This is a genomic window from Streptomyces poriticola, from assembly GCF_036689765.1.
GTDB lineage: Bacteria > Actinomycetota > Actinomycetes > Streptomycetales > Streptomycetaceae > Streptomyces > Streptomyces poriticola.
Window position 1 is genome coordinate 44,058 of the sequence record NZ_JBAGKH010000018.1, and the last position, 15,485, is coordinate 59,542.

Annotated in this window: 13 protein-coding genes; 8 read left to right on the forward strand and 5 right to left on the reverse strand. The window is 73.2% G+C overall.

Features of this window, described 5'->3' with window-relative positions; translation table 11 throughout:
- The 3 genes from V5O46_RS21180 to V5O46_RS21190 form a co-directional block, all read right to left on the reverse strand.
- The gene (locus V5O46_RS21180) at positions 1 to 2,883 is read right to left on the reverse strand and encodes a DUF6603 domain-containing protein (RefSeq protein ID WP_332886216.1); all 2,883 of its coding nucleotides are present in this window, start codon (positions 2,881 to 2,883) and stop codon (positions 1 to 3) included.
- Positions 2,884 to 3,051: 168 nt separating this feature from the next.
- Positions 3,052 to 3,930 carry a peptidoglycan-binding protein gene (locus V5O46_RS21185; RefSeq protein ID WP_332886217.1) on the reverse strand — a complete coding sequence of 293 codons (879 nt, stop codon included), beginning with the start codon at positions 3,928 to 3,930 and terminating at the stop codon, positions 3,052 to 3,054.
- A 625-nt stretch (positions 3,931 to 4,555) separates the two neighbouring features.
- Entirely contained in the window at positions 4,556 to 4,954 is a 399-nt protein-coding gene (locus V5O46_RS21190; protein ID WP_332886218.1) for an HD domain-containing protein, read from the reverse strand.
- A 239-nt stretch (positions 4,955 to 5,193) separates the two neighbouring features.
- Here V5O46_RS21190 and V5O46_RS21195 point away from each other — a divergent pair, with 239 nt between their 5' ends.
- Entirely contained in the window at positions 5,194 to 6,243 is a 1,050-nt protein-coding gene (locus V5O46_RS21195) for a phosphatidylinositol-specific phospholipase C domain-containing protein (RefSeq protein WP_332886219.1), read from the forward strand.
- A 76-nt stretch (positions 6,244 to 6,319) separates the two neighbouring features.
- Here V5O46_RS21195 and V5O46_RS21200 read toward each other — a convergent pair whose 3' ends face one another.
- On the reverse strand, positions 6,320 to 7,942 hold the full coding sequence (locus V5O46_RS21200) for an acyl-CoA synthetase (RefSeq protein WP_332886220.1): 1,623 nt from the start codon (positions 7,940 to 7,942) through the stop codon (positions 6,320 to 6,322).
- Between the two features lie 180 nt (positions 7,943 to 8,122).
- On the opposite strand from V5O46_RS21200, the gene V5O46_RS21205 reads away from it, so the two are divergent.
- The 7 genes from V5O46_RS21205 to V5O46_RS21235 all read left to right on the forward strand — a co-directional run bounded on the left by V5O46_RS21205 (position 8,123) and on the right by V5O46_RS21235 (position 14,149).
- On the forward strand, positions 8,123 to 8,923 hold the full coding sequence (locus V5O46_RS21205; RefSeq protein ID WP_332886221.1) for a crotonase/enoyl-CoA hydratase family protein: 801 nt from the start codon (positions 8,123 to 8,125) through the stop codon (positions 8,921 to 8,923).
- Between the two features lie 22 nt (positions 8,924 to 8,945).
- A complete protein-coding gene (locus tag V5O46_RS21210; RefSeq protein WP_332886222.1) occupies positions 8,946 to 9,896 on the forward strand; it encodes a Zn-ribbon domain-containing OB-fold protein in 951 nt (316 codons plus the stop codon).
- Positions 9,893 to 10,963: a thiolase domain-containing protein gene (locus V5O46_RS21215; RefSeq protein ID WP_332886223.1), complete on the forward strand. Its 1,071-nt coding sequence runs from the start codon at positions 9,893 to 9,895 to the stop codon at positions 10,961 to 10,963. Before V5O46_RS21210 ends, V5O46_RS21215 begins: the two co-directional genes overlap by 4 nt.
- A complete protein-coding gene (locus V5O46_RS21220) occupies positions 10,960 to 12,126 on the forward strand; it encodes a thiolase domain-containing protein (protein ID WP_332886224.1) in 1,167 nt (388 codons plus the stop codon). The genes V5O46_RS21215 and V5O46_RS21220 overlap by 4 nt, the downstream gene beginning before the upstream one ends.
- 83 nt (positions 12,127 to 12,209) lie before the next feature.
- Positions 12,210 to 12,452: a DUF397 domain-containing protein gene (locus tag V5O46_RS21225; RefSeq protein WP_332886225.1), complete on the forward strand. Its 243-nt coding sequence runs from the start codon at positions 12,210 to 12,212 to the stop codon at positions 12,450 to 12,452.
- 119 nt (positions 12,453 to 12,571) lie between these two features.
- Complete coding sequence (locus V5O46_RS21230; protein ID WP_332886226.1) at positions 12,572 to 13,468, forward strand: universal stress protein; 897 nt, start codon at positions 12,572 to 12,574, stop codon at positions 13,466 to 13,468.
- Positions 13,469 to 13,651: 183 nt separating this feature from the next.
- On the forward strand, positions 13,652 to 14,149 hold the full coding sequence (locus V5O46_RS21235) for a hypothetical protein (protein WP_332886227.1): 498 nt from the start codon (positions 13,652 to 13,654) through the stop codon (positions 14,147 to 14,149).
- A gap of 99 nt (positions 14,150 to 14,248) precedes the next feature.
- Here V5O46_RS21235 and V5O46_RS21240 read toward each other — a convergent pair whose 3' ends face one another.
- On the reverse strand, positions 14,249 to 15,388 hold the full coding sequence (locus tag V5O46_RS21240) for an aminoglycoside phosphotransferase family protein (protein ID WP_332886228.1): 1,140 nt from the start codon (positions 15,386 to 15,388) through the stop codon (positions 14,249 to 14,251).
- Positions 15,389 to 15,485 lie beyond the last annotated feature (97 nt).

Genomic DNA, 15,485 nt, shown 5'->3' on the forward strand with positions numbered 1-15,485 from the left:
TCACATCTCCCACGCTTCGACGGTCATGAGCGCTCCGCCGGAGTCCGCGACGGCCTGTGCCAGTTCCAGGCCGGTGACCGCGCCGAGTCCACTTGCGGCCATCGACCACCTCGACGCGGCCGCCACCGGGGGAGCCGCTGCGACCTGGACGGTCATCTCGGGCACCGTCCACCAGCGACGGTGCCGGAAGAACGACGCACTGATCACCGAGTCCAGGATCTCCGGAACGACCCGCCTGCCCACCGGCGACGGCATCGGCACCGGCATGGGTATATCGCGGGCCAGCACTCGCTCCTCCCACACCAGGTCCGCCGGGCGGAACTCGGGGCCGGCCGCGGACTCCGGATGCAGCTCCATCCCCGACCGCAGGCGCACGAACGCCTCCTTGGTCAAGGCATCGTCGTCCGACCGGCTCGGCACGAACATGCCCGGTGCGAAGTCGGCCCTGATCTCGACCGTGTGCTCGGCGGGCTCCCCCTCGGCGAAATCCCCGCCGGTGAGGTCCCATCGCTGGGCCTGCACCGGTACTCCGCCGTACCGCCGGATCTCGACCCCGAGGGGGACGACCTCCTGGCGCACCGACACCGTTCCGTAGGGATCCACGACGGTGGCGTCCTCGAGAGCCTTCTCGGACCGGGCAGTGAGCTCGAACGTCTGCCGGCCGGACCCGCGCGAGCGCCACGCGGCCGGATCGGCCAGGGCCTTGCGCAGGTCCAGACCGACATCGCCGCCCACGGGATCCGGCGCGGGGGATCCCCAGCCGATCTCGAAGTCGAAGGAGACCTCGAACAGGAACAAGTCGATCGAGCCGCGCCCCCGGGCGAGGTAGGGCGCGGGGCCCTCCAGGTGGAAGGCGAGGCTGACACCCATGAGGGTCCGGCCGAGGACCCGCAGGGCGATTCCTCCGCTGATGTCCGCGACGAAGCGGAACGGGGAGTACTGCACCAGCGCGTCGAACTCCAGGAACCCGCGCAGTCCGCAGCCGGACACCTCGGCGATGAGTTCGAGGGCTGCCCCCAGCTGCAGCGTGTTGGTGGTGAGCGCGAAGTACGCCTCGCACCGCATCTCGATCCACGGCACCGGGCACAGGTCCATCGACAGGCGCGTCAGCGGCGGGACGCCGCGCGGCACCGGGAAGCCCGGGTGGAACCCGCCCGCGCTGATCACCAGGGCCGGGTCGTCGCCGCCGCGGGTCAGGAGCATGAGATCGCCGGTCAGTGGCGCCCCCACGATGTGGGAGCCGGCAAGGCCGGCGACGAACATGACACCTGGTTCGGCCGGGTCGATGAATCCGGCGAACGAGACCTGCAGGAAGACCAGTGGGGCAGCCGGATCGGGCAGCGCGACCACGAGCTTGCCCATGATGGTCAGCCGGACCTGGCTGCCTGTCTCGACCAGGACGGCGACACTCCCGGTGATGATGCGACCGCCCCAGCCGACCTGGAACATCGGGCCGGTGACGACGGATCCACGTGCGGCCGGGAAGATCGCGGGCAGGGCCTCGATCGTACTGCGCCCGGTGCCGGCCGGGTCGGACGGGAACAGGATCTGCGCCGCGGTGCCGTCCGAGACCGCGCGCATCAGGGCGTCCCGGTCGATCCGCCGGTTCACGCCGACCACGCCGCCCACCCCGGTTATCGCGAACCCGAATCCGATCTGGACGCCGGGCGGCGGGAATGTCGCCCCCATGACGACGAGGAAGGACAGCGGGTTGTCGCCCCGCGCCGGGGACAGCACCCCGAACGCGGAGGCCGACATCGGCGGGATGCGTACCGACAGCGCACCGGCCAGGTCGTCGCCGATCCGGGCCAGGACACCCGAGCCGGCGACGACCGGGAGGTCGAGCGAGACCCCTGCACCGTCCGGTACCGCGGGCAGCAGCTCCGCCGGCTTCGGCAGCAGCGGGGTGCCGGGCTTCAGCGAGAGCGGGAGGCCGAACCCGAGCCCATCGACCCGGACCTCGACCGGCGCGCCCGGCAGCGCGACGGTCAGCGATGTTTCGAACGAGGCGCGGATCGCCGCAGTGCCGGCCGCTTCGGGGACCTCGAGCGCCAGGTCGAGCCAGCGCCCTCCGGATCCCGGCAGGCGGGTCCGCAGCGAGGGGCTGCCGCCCATGACGACCCCGGCACCCGCAGAGACCTGCAGGTCGAGCTCGAGCGGGAAGGCCAGATCCACCGGGAGCATGCCGCGCAGGAACCCCGGGGCGAGCACCACTTCCCCGCCGGTCAGCCTCAGGTGACCGCCGTGTTCGAGTTCTCCGGTGGGGTCCGCACCGACGAAGGCCCCGGTGCTCACCGCGCCGAACTGGACGGCTGGTCCGCCCTCGACACCCACGGGCTCCGCCGGACCGGAACGGGCCAGGGCCAGCTCGACGCGGGAGCCCGCCGGGAGCTGGAGCACGGCCGGCGGCGTTTCGGAGGAGAGGCCGACGGCCAGTTCGCCGGGTGTGTTGCCGCCGATGGTCAGGGTGAACCCGCCCGGCAGCGGCAGCGGCGGTATCGAACCGCCGCTGAAACCGGCCGCGCGGACGGTGACTGCCGGGTGCCCCTGGGGCACCACCGAGAGGAGCGCCACGGCGCCGTCCCCGGATGTGGCGACGAACGCCAGGCCGTGCGGTGCGTCGTCGGCCGCAGTGTCCCTCCAGCCGTGCAGCCCCGCGTGCGTGGTGCCCGCATCGGCACTCAGCCGGTCGAGAACCGCCAGAGCGGGATGGTCGGGATGCACCGCCTGGAGGATCCTTCCGGCGTACGGCGACGCTGCGAACCTCTCGTCGACGGGGAGGCCGGCCAGATCCTGCATGACGGCTGCGGCAGCCTCCTCCAGCGCGCTCACGAACGTGCGCGACACGAGCCGGAGCAGCCGCGTGCCCTGGTCCTCTGCCATGGGCCGATCACCTGTTCCATCGTTCTGCCGTGTTCAGGAGCCGTGTCGTGGGTGTGTGACGTCGCAGCAGGAGCCTGCGACCTCCGACGAGTGCCGACCTGCGCGACGTGTCCCCGGCTCCGAGCGGTGTCCACGGGTGCCGTCGCCGCTCACGAGTGCCGTCGCCGATCAGACCCCGAGCACGGTGAAGCCGGACTCCGTGAGCCGCGAACCCAGTGCGGCCAGGGTGGCCGGATCCTCCGAGGACCCGTTCCGGTCGAGTCCGTTGTCGCCCTGGAACGCGCGGACCGCGCCCTGGGTACGGGGCCCGTCCACACCGTCCTGGGGACCCGGGTCGTAGCCGAGGGCGAGCAGCGCGCCCTGCACGCCGAACACGTCGGACAGGTCGAGTGCCAGCCGGTCGGCGGGCAGGCCCTGAGCCTCGACGGTCTGGGCCAGCAGGAAGTGCGCCCGGTCGAGTCTGTTCCGGATCCTGATGGTTCCCTCGTCGGGGGTGAAGTGGCACTCGTCTGCGGCACCGGTCCAGTTGCGCACCGACACATGGCCCTGGAATCTGGGGAACCTGAACGCCGGGCCCAGCGCCCAGCACATGCTCAGCGTCGCGAGCTGTGCGTTGGCCGGCCAGGAGGCGAACTGGAGGAACTCGGGGCGCCGTTCGGTGAGGAACGACTCCATCTGGTCCAGCTTGGCGAAGACATGGCGATCGATCTCTTCGTCCGTCAGGTGCAGCGAGGTGAACGGTGGCTTGAAGGCCTTGTGGCCCTGGCGGGCGAGGTCGAGGCGTGCCTTGACCCTGTCCCACTCGGCGGCGACGAGCTCCGCCGTCGCCGGGGATCCGCCGGCGTCCAGCCATCGCAGTTCCCGCGCCAGTGCCAGGGAGGCGGACCGTTCCGCCGGAGTCGGCGCGGAGTGGGGCGCCGCGGTCTGGTCGATCTTGTTGCCGATCCCTGTGCTCACCCACCCCTTCTGGTCGAGATACATGAAGTCGACTCGGCCTTCGAGCGGGTCGTTGAACGCGATCCAGTGTTCGCGAACGATCTGATGCATGGTGTCGGCCTCTCTGTGCCGCACAGTTCGGGGCCATCGGTGTGGCGCAAACGCTGGGCGTGCGCGGACAAGGACACGCGGCGACACCACAGCAGAAGAACCGGATATGTCGACCCGACGGGGCCTGAGGACGAGCAGGTCGTCGCTACTTCTCAGCATCGGTCCGCCGTCGGGCAATCGCAACTCAGGGGCGGCGCCTGCCCGCGCGCGCCGACGCCGACCGCCTCCCCGCCGCGTCGCCCCCGGCCGGACCTCCGCCGCACTCCGCCGGGAAGGGCGAGCCTCTTCGCGGAAGGGGCGTGCCGCGCCCCGAACAGGGCGGGCGGAACGCGCGCGCGAGTACGGTCGACGATGTGGCGGCAGGGCCCGGACGGCGGCCGCCGTTGAGGCGTCACGGGCCGCCCGGGAGTGCACCCGCCGTGAGGCGGAGGTACGCCGCGGTCCTGGCTGCGTGGTCCACCCGCGGCGGGCCGCCCGGGACGCGAGGCGTTCCACGGCAGGCCGCCAGGGGTCCGGGCCCGGCACCCGCAGGCCCACGCCCTTGCCCGCGTCGTCGGGCGCGGCGCAGTGCGACCGCCGACGTGAGGTCGGGATCGGAACTCGAACGCGAGGATCTGGCTCCGTGTCATCGGGCCGCCCTGGCAGCCGGGGGTGCGCGCGGCTCTCCGGGGATGTTCGAGCCCCGGGGCAGCGGCTGCGAGCCAGGGTTGGCCGGTATGCGGAGGGCCACCGGACGAGCGAGCCGCGGTCCCGGGAGTCCCTCGACCGCTTCGGCGGCGTGCGTGCCGCGGCCCGCTTCGCCGTCGGGGACGAGATGGTGGCCGATGTCGTGGACGAGCCCGGCGGCCGGCAGTTCCTCGTGGTCATCGTCCGGGTGGCGTTCCGCGAGGACGGCGGCCACCCGGAGGCCGTGGTCCGGGATGTCCACCGGCTCACCGGAGCGGTCCGGAGTGTCCCAGACGTCCCGGCAGTCGGCCGGCAGCGCCATGAGTCCGTCCACGGACGGAATTCGGTCGTGGCTCATGCGGCAACGCCGGCGCGGCCGGACGCACCGCAGGTGGCGGCGAGGCGTCCACGCGGTGCACGGGCACCTTGGCGGGACGTGACGCCCCGGAGCGGTCCGGGTCCTGGGCGAGCGGCAGGTGGCCGGCCTTGCGACGACGGCCCTCCGGCCGACAGATCTGTCATGTCCATTCCCAAGGTCTCCGTCGGTCGGTACGCTCGGCCGCCGTCCCTGCCGGTCCCCGCCCGAGGAGGCCTCCGATGCCCCGTCGAGCCGCCCTGCTCGCCTTCGTCATGCTCCTCGCGGGCCTGGTGTTACCCACCCGGCCCGCCACCGCCGCCCCCGCCGACGACCTGCCCTTCACGTCGGCCACCACGGTCGGCATGCACAACACCTACGAGCGCAGCGCCTTCCCGTACCTCGCCCGGGCCCTGGACACGGGCACCAGCCTCATCGAGATCGACGCCTGGCCGAACGTCTTCACCAAGCGGTGGCACGTCAGCCACGCCAACCCGCTGGGCAACGACAACAACTGCACCTCGGCCTCGATGCCGGGGGACCTCTACGCGGGCGGCACGAGCAAGTACCTCGAGCACTGCCTGGACAACGTCCGCGTCTGGCTCGAGGCGCACCCCGAAAGCGGACCCCTGATGATCAAACTGGAACTGAAACTGGGCTACGCCACCGCCTTCGGCATGGACCCGGCCCAGCTGGACCGCCTGATCCGGAAGCACCTGGGAGAGCGCGTCTTCCGCCCCGCGGACCTGCTGGCCAAGCCCGGCGGCGGCGCGTACACGACCCTCGACGAGGCCGCTCGTGCCGGGAACTGGCCCACCCGGCAGCAGCTCGCCGGCCGGGTCCTGCTCAACGTCATCCCGGGTACCGTCGAGAACCGCAACCCCTTCGACTTCTGGCCCTCCAACGAGCAGTACGCCGCCCGGCTCCGTGATCTCGCCGGGACGGGAAGCATCGGTGACGCGCAGATCTTTCCCGCGGCCGGGTCCGGGACCGGCGACCCCCGCGACGCTTACGAGCGCAGCATCCGCCCGTGGTTCGTCCTCTTCGACTCCCAAGCCTCCGCCTGGCTGGGCGAGTCGGTCGACACCGCCTGGTACGCGGCCAACCACTACGTCCTGGTGATGACCGGCGCCCACGGCGTCCATCCGCCCATCAGCGGCACCCACCCGGCACCGGAGGAGGCCCGGGCCCGCGTGACCGAACTGGCCGCCGCCCATGCGAGCTTCGTCACCAGCGACTGGTACACCCTCCCGGAGATCCAGTCCCTGGTCGTGTCCCGCGGCGAGCCGTAGTCCCACGGCCCGGGCGGCCCTGCGGGGCGCATACCGGCGCGGTGGCAGGGTGCCCGCCTCACCCCGCCGTACCCGCTCACCCGTCCGCCGCCGCCACCGCCACCTCCCGGGCCCACCGGTAGTCCGCCTTGCCGCTCGGCGAGCGCCGGATCTCCCCGGTGAGCACCAGCTGCCGCGGGATCTTGTATCCCGCCAGCCGGGAGCGGCAGTGCTGCTGCACGTCCTGCAGGGTCAGCGGCCCGGCGCCCTCGCGCAACTGGACGACCGCCGCGACATGATGCCCCCAGCGGGCGTCCGGCACCCCGGCCACCAGTGCGTCGTACACCTCGGGATGGGCCTTGAGCGCCTGCTCGACCTCCTCCGGGTAGACCTTCTCCCCGCCGGTGTTGATGCACTGGGAGCCCCGGCCGAGGACGGTCACCACGCCCTCCTCGTCCACGGTGGCCATGTCGCCGAGCAGCACCCAGCGCTCGCCGTCCCGCTCGAAGAACGTCTCGGCGGTCTTCACCGCGTCGTTGTAGTAGCCGAGCGGGACGTGGCCGCACTGCGCGACCCTGCCTGCCTCGCCGACGGCGACCGGCGCACGGGTCACCGGGTCCACCACCCGGGTACGGGAGTTGACCCGGACCCGGAATCCGCGCTCCGCGCCCGCGTCCTCCGTGGCCGTACCGTTGAATCCGGATTCGGAGGAACCGAAGTTGTTCAGCAGCAGCACATGCGGCACCAGCTCCTGGAACTGCCTGCGCACCGTCTCCGACATGATCGCGCCGGATGACGAGACGCTGAGCAGTGCCGAGCAGTCGGTGCCCCTGAGCGGTCCGCCGAGTGCGTCGATCAGCGGGCGCAGCATCGCGTCGCCGACCAGCGACAGACTGGTGACCCGCTCCCGCTCGACCGTGCGCAGCACCTCCTCGGGCACGAACCGGCGGTGCAGCACCACCCGCTGACCGAAGTGGAAGCCGATGAACGCCGTGAGGGTGGACGTGCCGTGCATCAGCGGGGGAGCGGGGAAGAAGGTGATGCCGGAGCCGCCCTCGGCGACCCGCTCGGCCAGTTCCTCCGGGCGCCGTACCGGGTCACCGGTCGGTGCGCCGCCGCCGAGCCCGGCGAAGAACAGGTCCTCCTGCCGCCACATCACGCCCTTCGGCATCCCGGTCGTACCGCCGGTGTAGATGATGAAGCGGTCGTCGCCCGAACGCGGCGCGAACCCGCGCCCCCGGGCCCCGGCCGCCTCGGCGTCCGCGAAGGGAACCGCCGGCACCTCGGCCGCCCCGGGCGCCGATGTGCCCACCCGCACCAGGTGCCGCAGCCGCTCCGTGCGCGGCAGCGCGCCCGCCACCCGGTCGGAGAACTCCGCGTCGAAGACCAGCGCCGTCAGATCGGCGTCCCGGTAGAGGTGGACCAGCTCCTCCTCCACATAGCGGTAGTTGACGTTGACCGGCACGATCCGGGCCTTCAGGCAGCCGAGCAGGGTCTGCAGGTACTCCACGCCGTTGTACAGGTGCAGCCCCAGGTGCTCTCCGGGGCGCACCCCGCTGTCCAGCAGATGGCGGCCGATCCGGTCGGCCGCGGCGTCCAGCTCCGCGTAGGTCAGCCGGCGCTCCGCGCCCGTCCCCGGATGGTCCGCGTACACCAGCGCCTCGCGGTCCGGCACCACGTCGACGACCGACTCGAACAGGTCGGCAAGGTTGTACTCCACCGCTCCTCCTGCCCTCGCTCCCCGCACCCTGGTTGCCGGTCATCAGAGCAAAGGGCGGCCCGGGTGGGAAGGGCTCCGGCAGCACAAATCTGACTGAGTGTCAGGAAACTCTTGAAGTGCGTCCACGCCTCCTGCAACCTGTTCTCGTTCGGGCGCGTGCCCTGCAGACGGGAGACGGCGATGGACGGGACGGAACACCTCACCCTGCGGCGTGAGGGCGCCACCCTGGTCCTCACCCTGGACCGGCCCGAGGCGAGGAACGCCCTCTCCCTGCCCATGCTGATCGGCCTCCACGACGGATGGCTGGAGGCCGACGCGGACGACACCGTCCGCTCCGTCGTGCTGACCGGGGCGGGCGGCGCGTTCTGCTCCGGCATGGACCTCAAGGCGCTGGCGGGCGAGGGCATGGCCGGACGGGAGCACCGCGAGCGGCTCGCCGCCGACCCTGACCTGCACTGGAAGGCGATGCTGCGCCACCACCGCCCCCGCAAGCCGGTGATCGCCGCCGTCGAGGGCGCCTGTGTCGCCGGGGGAACGGAGATCCTCCAGGGCACCGACATCCGCATCGCCGGCGAGTCGGCGGTCTTCGGCCTGTACGAGGTCCGGCGCGGACTGTTCCCGATCGGCGGCTCCACCGTCCGGCTGCCCCGCCAGATCCCCCGCACCCACGCCCTGGAGATGCTGCTCACCGGCCGCCCGTACCCCGCCCGCGAGGCTGCCGCCATCGGCCTGATCGGCCATGTCGTCCCCGACGGCACCGCCCTGGACAAGGCCCTGGAGACCGCCGAGCGGATCAACGCCTGCGGCCCGCTGGCCGTGGAGGCCGTCAAGGCATCGGTGTACGAGACCGCCGGGATGACCGAGACCGACGGGCTCGCCGCCGAACTGAGACGCGGATGGCCCGTCTTCGACACCGCCGACGCCCGGGAGGGCGCCCGCGCCTTCGCGGAGAAACGCCCGCCCGTCTACCGCCGAGCCTGACACCCCGAGGGAGCGATCCCGCATGCCCGAGATCCTCAAGGCCCCGCTCGCCGTCGAGTTCCCCTTCACCCGTTCCCTCGGCCCGGTCCAGAGCGCTTTCCTCAGCGGCCTGCGCGACCGGGTCGTCCTCGGTGTCCGTGCCCGGGACGGCCGGGTCCTGGTCCCGCCGGTCGAGTACGACCCCGTCACCGCCGACGAGCTCGCCGACCTGGTCGAGGTCGCCCCCACCGGCACCGTCACCACCTGGGCCTGGAACCCCTCCCCCCGCCCGGGCCAGCCCCTGACCGCTCCCTTCGCGTGGGTACTGGTCCGCCTCGACGGCGCCGGCACCGCCCTCCTGCACGCCCTCGACGCTCCCGGCCCCGACGCGGTCCGCACCGGCCTGCGGGTGCGGATCCGCTGGGCGGCCGAGCGGCACGGCGCCATCACCGACATCGCCTGCTTCGAACCGTACGGCGGCGCCCCGGGCCGGCCCACCGGGCACGGGGGCGAGTTCGCGGACCCCGTGACCGGCATCGTCGCCCCCGCCCGGCTCGACTACGCCTACACACCGGGACGCGCGCAGACCGCCTTCCTCACCGCCCTCACCGGCCGGCGCATCACCGGCGAACGCTGCCCCTCCTGCCGCAAGGTGTACGTCCCGCCCCGCGGCGCCTGCCCCACCTGCGGACTGGCCACCGCCGAACAGGTGGAGGTCGGCCCGCGCGGCACGGTCACCACCTACTGCATCGTCAACATCAAGGCCTCGCACACGGCGAACCTCGACATCGAGGTCCCCTACGTCTACGCCCACATCGCCCTCGACGGCGCCGACCTCGCCCTGCACGGCCGGATCGGCGGCATCCCCTACGACGAGGTACGCATGGGCCTGCGCGTCGAACCGGTGTGGACCCCGGACAGCCGCTACCCCGACCACTACCGGCCCACCGGCGAACCCGACGCCGACTACGACACGTACAAGGAGCTGCTGTGACCGGACCACAGGACGACGCTCACCGGGACATCGCCGTGGTCGCCTTCGCGCAGACCGGCCACCGGCGCAGCAGCCAGGAGCTCTCCGAGGTCGAGATGCTGATGCCGGTGCTGCACGAGGTGCTCGCCCGCACCGGCCTGAGAACCGCGGACATCGGCTTCACCTGCTCCGGCTCCAGCGACTACCTCGCCGGCCGCGCCTTCTCCTTCACCCTCGCCCTGGACGGCGTCGGCGCCTGGCCGCCGATCGCCGAGTCGCACGTCGAGACCGACGGCGCCTGGGCGCTGTACGAGGCCTGGACCAAACTGGTCTCCGGCGCGGCCGACACGGCGCTCGTCTACGCCTGGGGCAAGTCCTCGCCCGGCTCGGTGCGGGACGTCCTCACCCGGCAGCTGGACCCCTACTACCTCGCCCCGCTCTGGCCCGACTCCGTCGCCCTGGCCGCCCTGCAGGCACAGGCGCTCATCGACGCCGGCCACACCGACGAGCCCGCACTCGCCGCCGTCGCGGCCCGCAGCCGCGAGGCCGCCGCTGCCAATCCCCACGCCCAGCTGAGAGCCCCGGTGCCGCACGGCGAGTACGTCGTACGGCCCCTGCGCACCGGCGACTGCCCGCCCGTGAGCGACGGCGCCGCCGCGGTGATCCTCGCGGCCGGGGAGCGCGCCCGGGAGCTGTGCGAGCGGCCCGCCTGGATCCGCGGCATCGACCACCGCATCGAGGCCCACGCCCTCGGCGTCCGCGACCTCACCGACTCCCCGTCCACCCGGCTGGCCGCCGAACGGGCCGGCGCCTTCGGCCGGCCGGTCGACACCGCAGAGCTGCACGCCCCGTTCACCTCGCAGGAGGTGATCCTGCGCCGGGCCCTCCGGCTCGGCGACGACGTCCGCGTCAACCCCTCCGGCGGGGCCCTCGCCGCCCACCCGCTGATGGCCGCCGGACTGGTCCGCATCGGCGAGGCCGCCGCCCGCATCCACCGAGGCGCGTCCGGCCGCGCCCTCGCCCACGCCACCTCCGGCCCCTGCCTCCAGCAGAACCTGGTCGCCGTCCTCGAAGGGGAACCCCGATGACCAAGGAGCCCGTCGCCGTCGTCGGCATCGGCCAGACCCGGCACGTCGCCGCCCGCCGGGACGTGTCGATCGCCGGACTGGTCCGTGAGGCCGCCCGGCGCGCCCTGGACGACGCCGAGCTGACCTGGGCCGACATCGACGCCGTCGTCATCGGCAAGGCCCCCGACTTCTTCGAGGGCGTGATGATGCCCGAGCTGTACCTCGCCGACGCCCTCGGCGCCGTCGGCAGACCGATGCTGCGGGTGCACACCGCCGGCTCGGTCGGCGGCTCCACCGCGCTGGTCGCGGCCGACCTGGTCGCCGCGCGCGTGCACGGCACCGTGCTCACCGTCGCCTTCGAGAAGCAGTCCGAGTCCAACGCCATGTGGGGGCTCTCCCTGCCCATCCCCTTCCAGCAGCCCCTGCTGGCGGGCGCGGGCGGCTTCTTCGCCCCGCACGTACGCGCCTACATACGGCGCAGCGGCGCCCCCGACACCATCGGTGCCCTGGTCGCCTACAAGGACCGCCGCAACGCACTGAGGAATCGCTACGCCCACCTCCACGAACACGACATCACCCTGGAGAAGGTGCAGAACTCCCCGATGCTGTGGGACCCGATCCGCTACTCGGAGACCTGCCCCTCCTCCGACGGCGCCTGCGCCATGGTCCTCACCGGCCGCTCCGGAGCCGCCCGCGCGCCCCGGCCGCCCGCCTGGATGCTCGGCGGCGCCATGCGCAGCGAACCGACCCTGTTCGCCGGGAAGGACTTCGTCTCGCCCCGGGCCGGCCGGGACTGCGCCGCCGACGTCTACCGGCAGGCCGGCATCTCCGACCCGCGGCGCGAGATCGACGCCGTCGAGATGTACGTGCCGTTCTCCTGGTACGAGCCCATGTGGCTGGAGAACCTCGGCTTCGCCGCGCCCGGCGAGGGCTGGAAGCTCACCGAGTCCGGGGCCACCGAACTCGGCGGCGACCTGCCCGTCGACATGTCCGGTGGCGTGCTGTCCAGCAACCCCATCGGCGCCTCCGGCATGATCCGGTTCGCCGAGGCCGCCCTCCAGGTCCGCGGACAGGCCGGAACCCACCAGGTCGACGGCGCCCGGAGGGTACTCGGACACGCCTACGGCGGCGGCTCCCAGTTCTTCGCCGTGTGGCTGGTCGGCAGCGAACCCCCCACCACCTGAAAGGTCCTCCCCACGTGGCCTGTTGGCACCCCGGGACGATCGCTAGGCTGGCCGCGGACGACGTCATCGGGAGGAGCACGGACGTGGCCGAGACCACCACCCACCAGCGCCCGCTCACCGGCTGGGACAAGCCGCAACTCGACCTCAGCAAGGCACAGTGGCAGTCCAGCAGCCGCGGCCGGGGGGATGTCCAGATCGCCTTTGTCGAGGGCTTCATCGCCATGCGCAACAGCGCCCGCCCGGAGAGCCCCTCCCTGATCTTCACCCCCGACGAGTGGGGCGCGTTCGTGACGGGCGCGCGGGAGGGGGAGTTCGACCTCACCTGAACCGGGGGTGTTGCCCCGGTTTTTCCGGACACGCGACCCGGAGTGCCCTCCCGTCGCCGGCGCCTGAGCGAGGCTGGCGCCAGGGAGGGGAACGGTCGTACTCCGGAGGTGAGGAACCCATGAGCACCCTGCCGGTCATCGCGGCGGTCGACGGGTCGGACGACAGCCTGCGCGCCCTGGACTGGGCCCGGGACGCCGCCGGCCGGCGCGACGCCCCGCTCCATGTGGTGCACGTACGGAACCACCCCGGCCGAGGCCGCTCCGAGATCCTGGCCGTCGCCCCTCCGGCGGGTTACGAGGACCCGGTGCTCGACGCCGCCCGCGCCCACCTGCGTGACCGCGCCGACGCGACGGACACCCGGTACGTGGGCCTGGACGGCTCCCCCGAGGCCACCCTGCCGGAGCTGGGCGCCGAGGCCCAGCTCCTGGTGGCCGGCTCCCGGGGCCGCGGCGGTTTCGCCAGTCTGCTGCTCGGTTCCACCTCACTGGCCGTCGCCCGCGACGCCGAGTGCCCGGTCGTCGTGGTGCCCCGCCCCGGCCGTGAGGTCCACGGCGAGGAGCCCGCCGGACCCGGCCCCCGGACGGTCGTCGGACTGCACGTGGACAGCCCCGACGAGGCCACGCTCGCCTTCGCCTTCGCCGAGGCCGCACTGCGTGACGCCCGCCTGCAGGTGATCGCCGCCTACCCGGCGCCCGTGCAGCCCTGGGCCGCGCCCGGCCAGATCGTGCCGCCGATGATCGACCAGACGGCCGTCGAGGACGAGACCCGGGCCCTGGCCGACGGCTTCCTCACCCCGCACCGAGCCCGCCACCCCGACGTCGACGCCCGGCTGTACGTGGGGCCGGGCGCCGCCGCAGCGCATCTGGTCGCCGCCTCCCGGGACGCCGAGCTGGTCGTCGTCGGCCGGCACCGCCGTCGGCTGCTGGCCCCGGCCCGCATGATGGGCTCGGTCACCCAGGCCGTGGTGCTGCACGCGGCGAGCCCCGTCGCGGTGGTGCCGCCATCGACGGGATGAGGCGGCCGACTGCATGAGGCGGCCGACTGCATGAGACTGCGGGCGGCACGAGGCGGCCGGCGGGACGACCTCTGGGCGGCCCCGCCACGGTACCGGTGCGGTGCCCGTCACCCCGCACGGCGGCCCCCGGAACGGGGGCCGCCCGCACGCCGCCCGACCGGTCCGGCCACGTACCATGGCGGCATGTCGTTCCTCCGCCGCCGCAGCGCCACACCCGCCGGGCCCGACTTCGACGTCCTGGCCATGGACCCGGGCGACTGGCCCGGCAATCTGGGTGCCGGGCTGCTGCCCGCCCCCGACGGCAGCTGCCAGGGTGTCTTCCTGCGCTACGACCTGTTCGGCGGACGCGGCCCCGCGATGATCATCGGCAATCTGCCGGAGGGGTCCCCGGCCCGGGAGCTGCCGGAGGGACAGCCCCCCTTCGAGGTGGCCCAGCTGCTGCTTGCGCTGGAGAACGACGACGAGGTCACCGTCGTCGGCAGCGAGGACGTACCGGTGATGCAGGGCGACAACCTGCTGATCGTGCGCCGTGTCAAGCTCTCCGAGGGCCGGATCTCCTGTGTGCAGTTCGACCGCAGCGACAAGGTCCTGGTGACCATCGCCTCCTGGGACCGCCCCATCACCGACGACCTGTACGCCCTGCTCAAGCCGCTCCCCGCGGAGCTCTTCCAGCAGGGCTGACCGGAGAGTCCCACCCCGCCCACACCCACGGCGCAGGCTGCGCAACGCGGCAGGCCCGCGGTGCGCCCGGACCTGCGCACCGCGGGCCTGCCGTGCCCGTCAGCGAGTGCCGACCGCCGCCCGTACGGCCCGCCGGGCCAGCTGGCAGTCGTCGTGCAGCCGCCGCAGCAGCAGCCGCTGCTCCTCCCCGGACGGCACCGCCCCCGGAGGAGCAGCGGACGGAGCCGCCGGGGCCGGGTCGTGCATGGAGCGCTGCACGGCCGTCTCGTAGGTCCGGATCTCCCGTGTCAGCACCAGCATCAGGTTCACCAGGAACGCGTCCCGCGAGGCCGGCCCCGCCGACTGGGCGATCTGGCTGATCTGACGGCGGGCCACCGGCGCGTCACCGAGCACCGACCACAGCGTGGCCAGGTCGTAGCCCGGCAGATACCAGCCCGCGTGCTCCCAGTCCACCAGCACCGGACCGGCCGGTGACAGCAGCATGTTGGACAGCAGCGCGTCACCGTGGCAGAACTGCCCCATGCCGTGCCGGCCCGCCGCATGGGCGATGCCGTGCAGCAGCTTCTGCAGATCGCCCAGGTCCCGGTCGGTGAGCAGCCCCAGTTCGTGGTACCGGGAGATCCGCGCCGCGTAGTCCAGCGGGGCGTCGAAGGTGCCCGCCGGCGGTCGCCAGGCGTTCAGCCGGCAGATCGCCCCGAGCGCCGCCCGGATGTCCGGCCGCGGAGGCGTGTCCGCCGGGTGCCGCTGGAGTGCCGCCACCCGCCCCGGCATCCGCTCCACCACGAGTGTGCAGTTGTCCGGATCCGCCGCGATCAGCCTCGGCACCCGCACCGGAGGGCGGTGCCGGACGAACGAGCGGTAGGCCGCTATCTCGTGCCGGATGCGCTCCGCCCAGGCGGGGGAGTGGTCCAGTAAACACTTGGCGACCGCCGTGCTGCGCCCGGTGGTGCCGACCAGGAGCACCGACCGCCCGCTGCGGCGCAGCACCTGCACCGGTGCGAACTCCGGGCAGATCCGGTTGACCGAGGCGATCGCCGAGCGCAGCTGCGTGCCCTGGGGGCCGGACAGGTCGATTCTCCCGCTGAGCGGCTGCGCGCCGGGGCCCGTCGCGCGCCGCGCCCGGCCCGCCCCGAGCACGGGGGCCGCCGGGCGCGCCGGGGCGAGGTAGGGACCGCTGCCCGCCGGACGGGGGTGCAGCGACCGGGACGGGGCGGACACGGGGGACGATGCTGCGTACATGGGCGAGACAGATCCCTTCGTGTGCCTGCTGTGCCTGAGGAGGAGCTCGTCGAACGCTCCGCGGGAGGCGGAACGCCTCGCGGAAGGGCCGACGCGC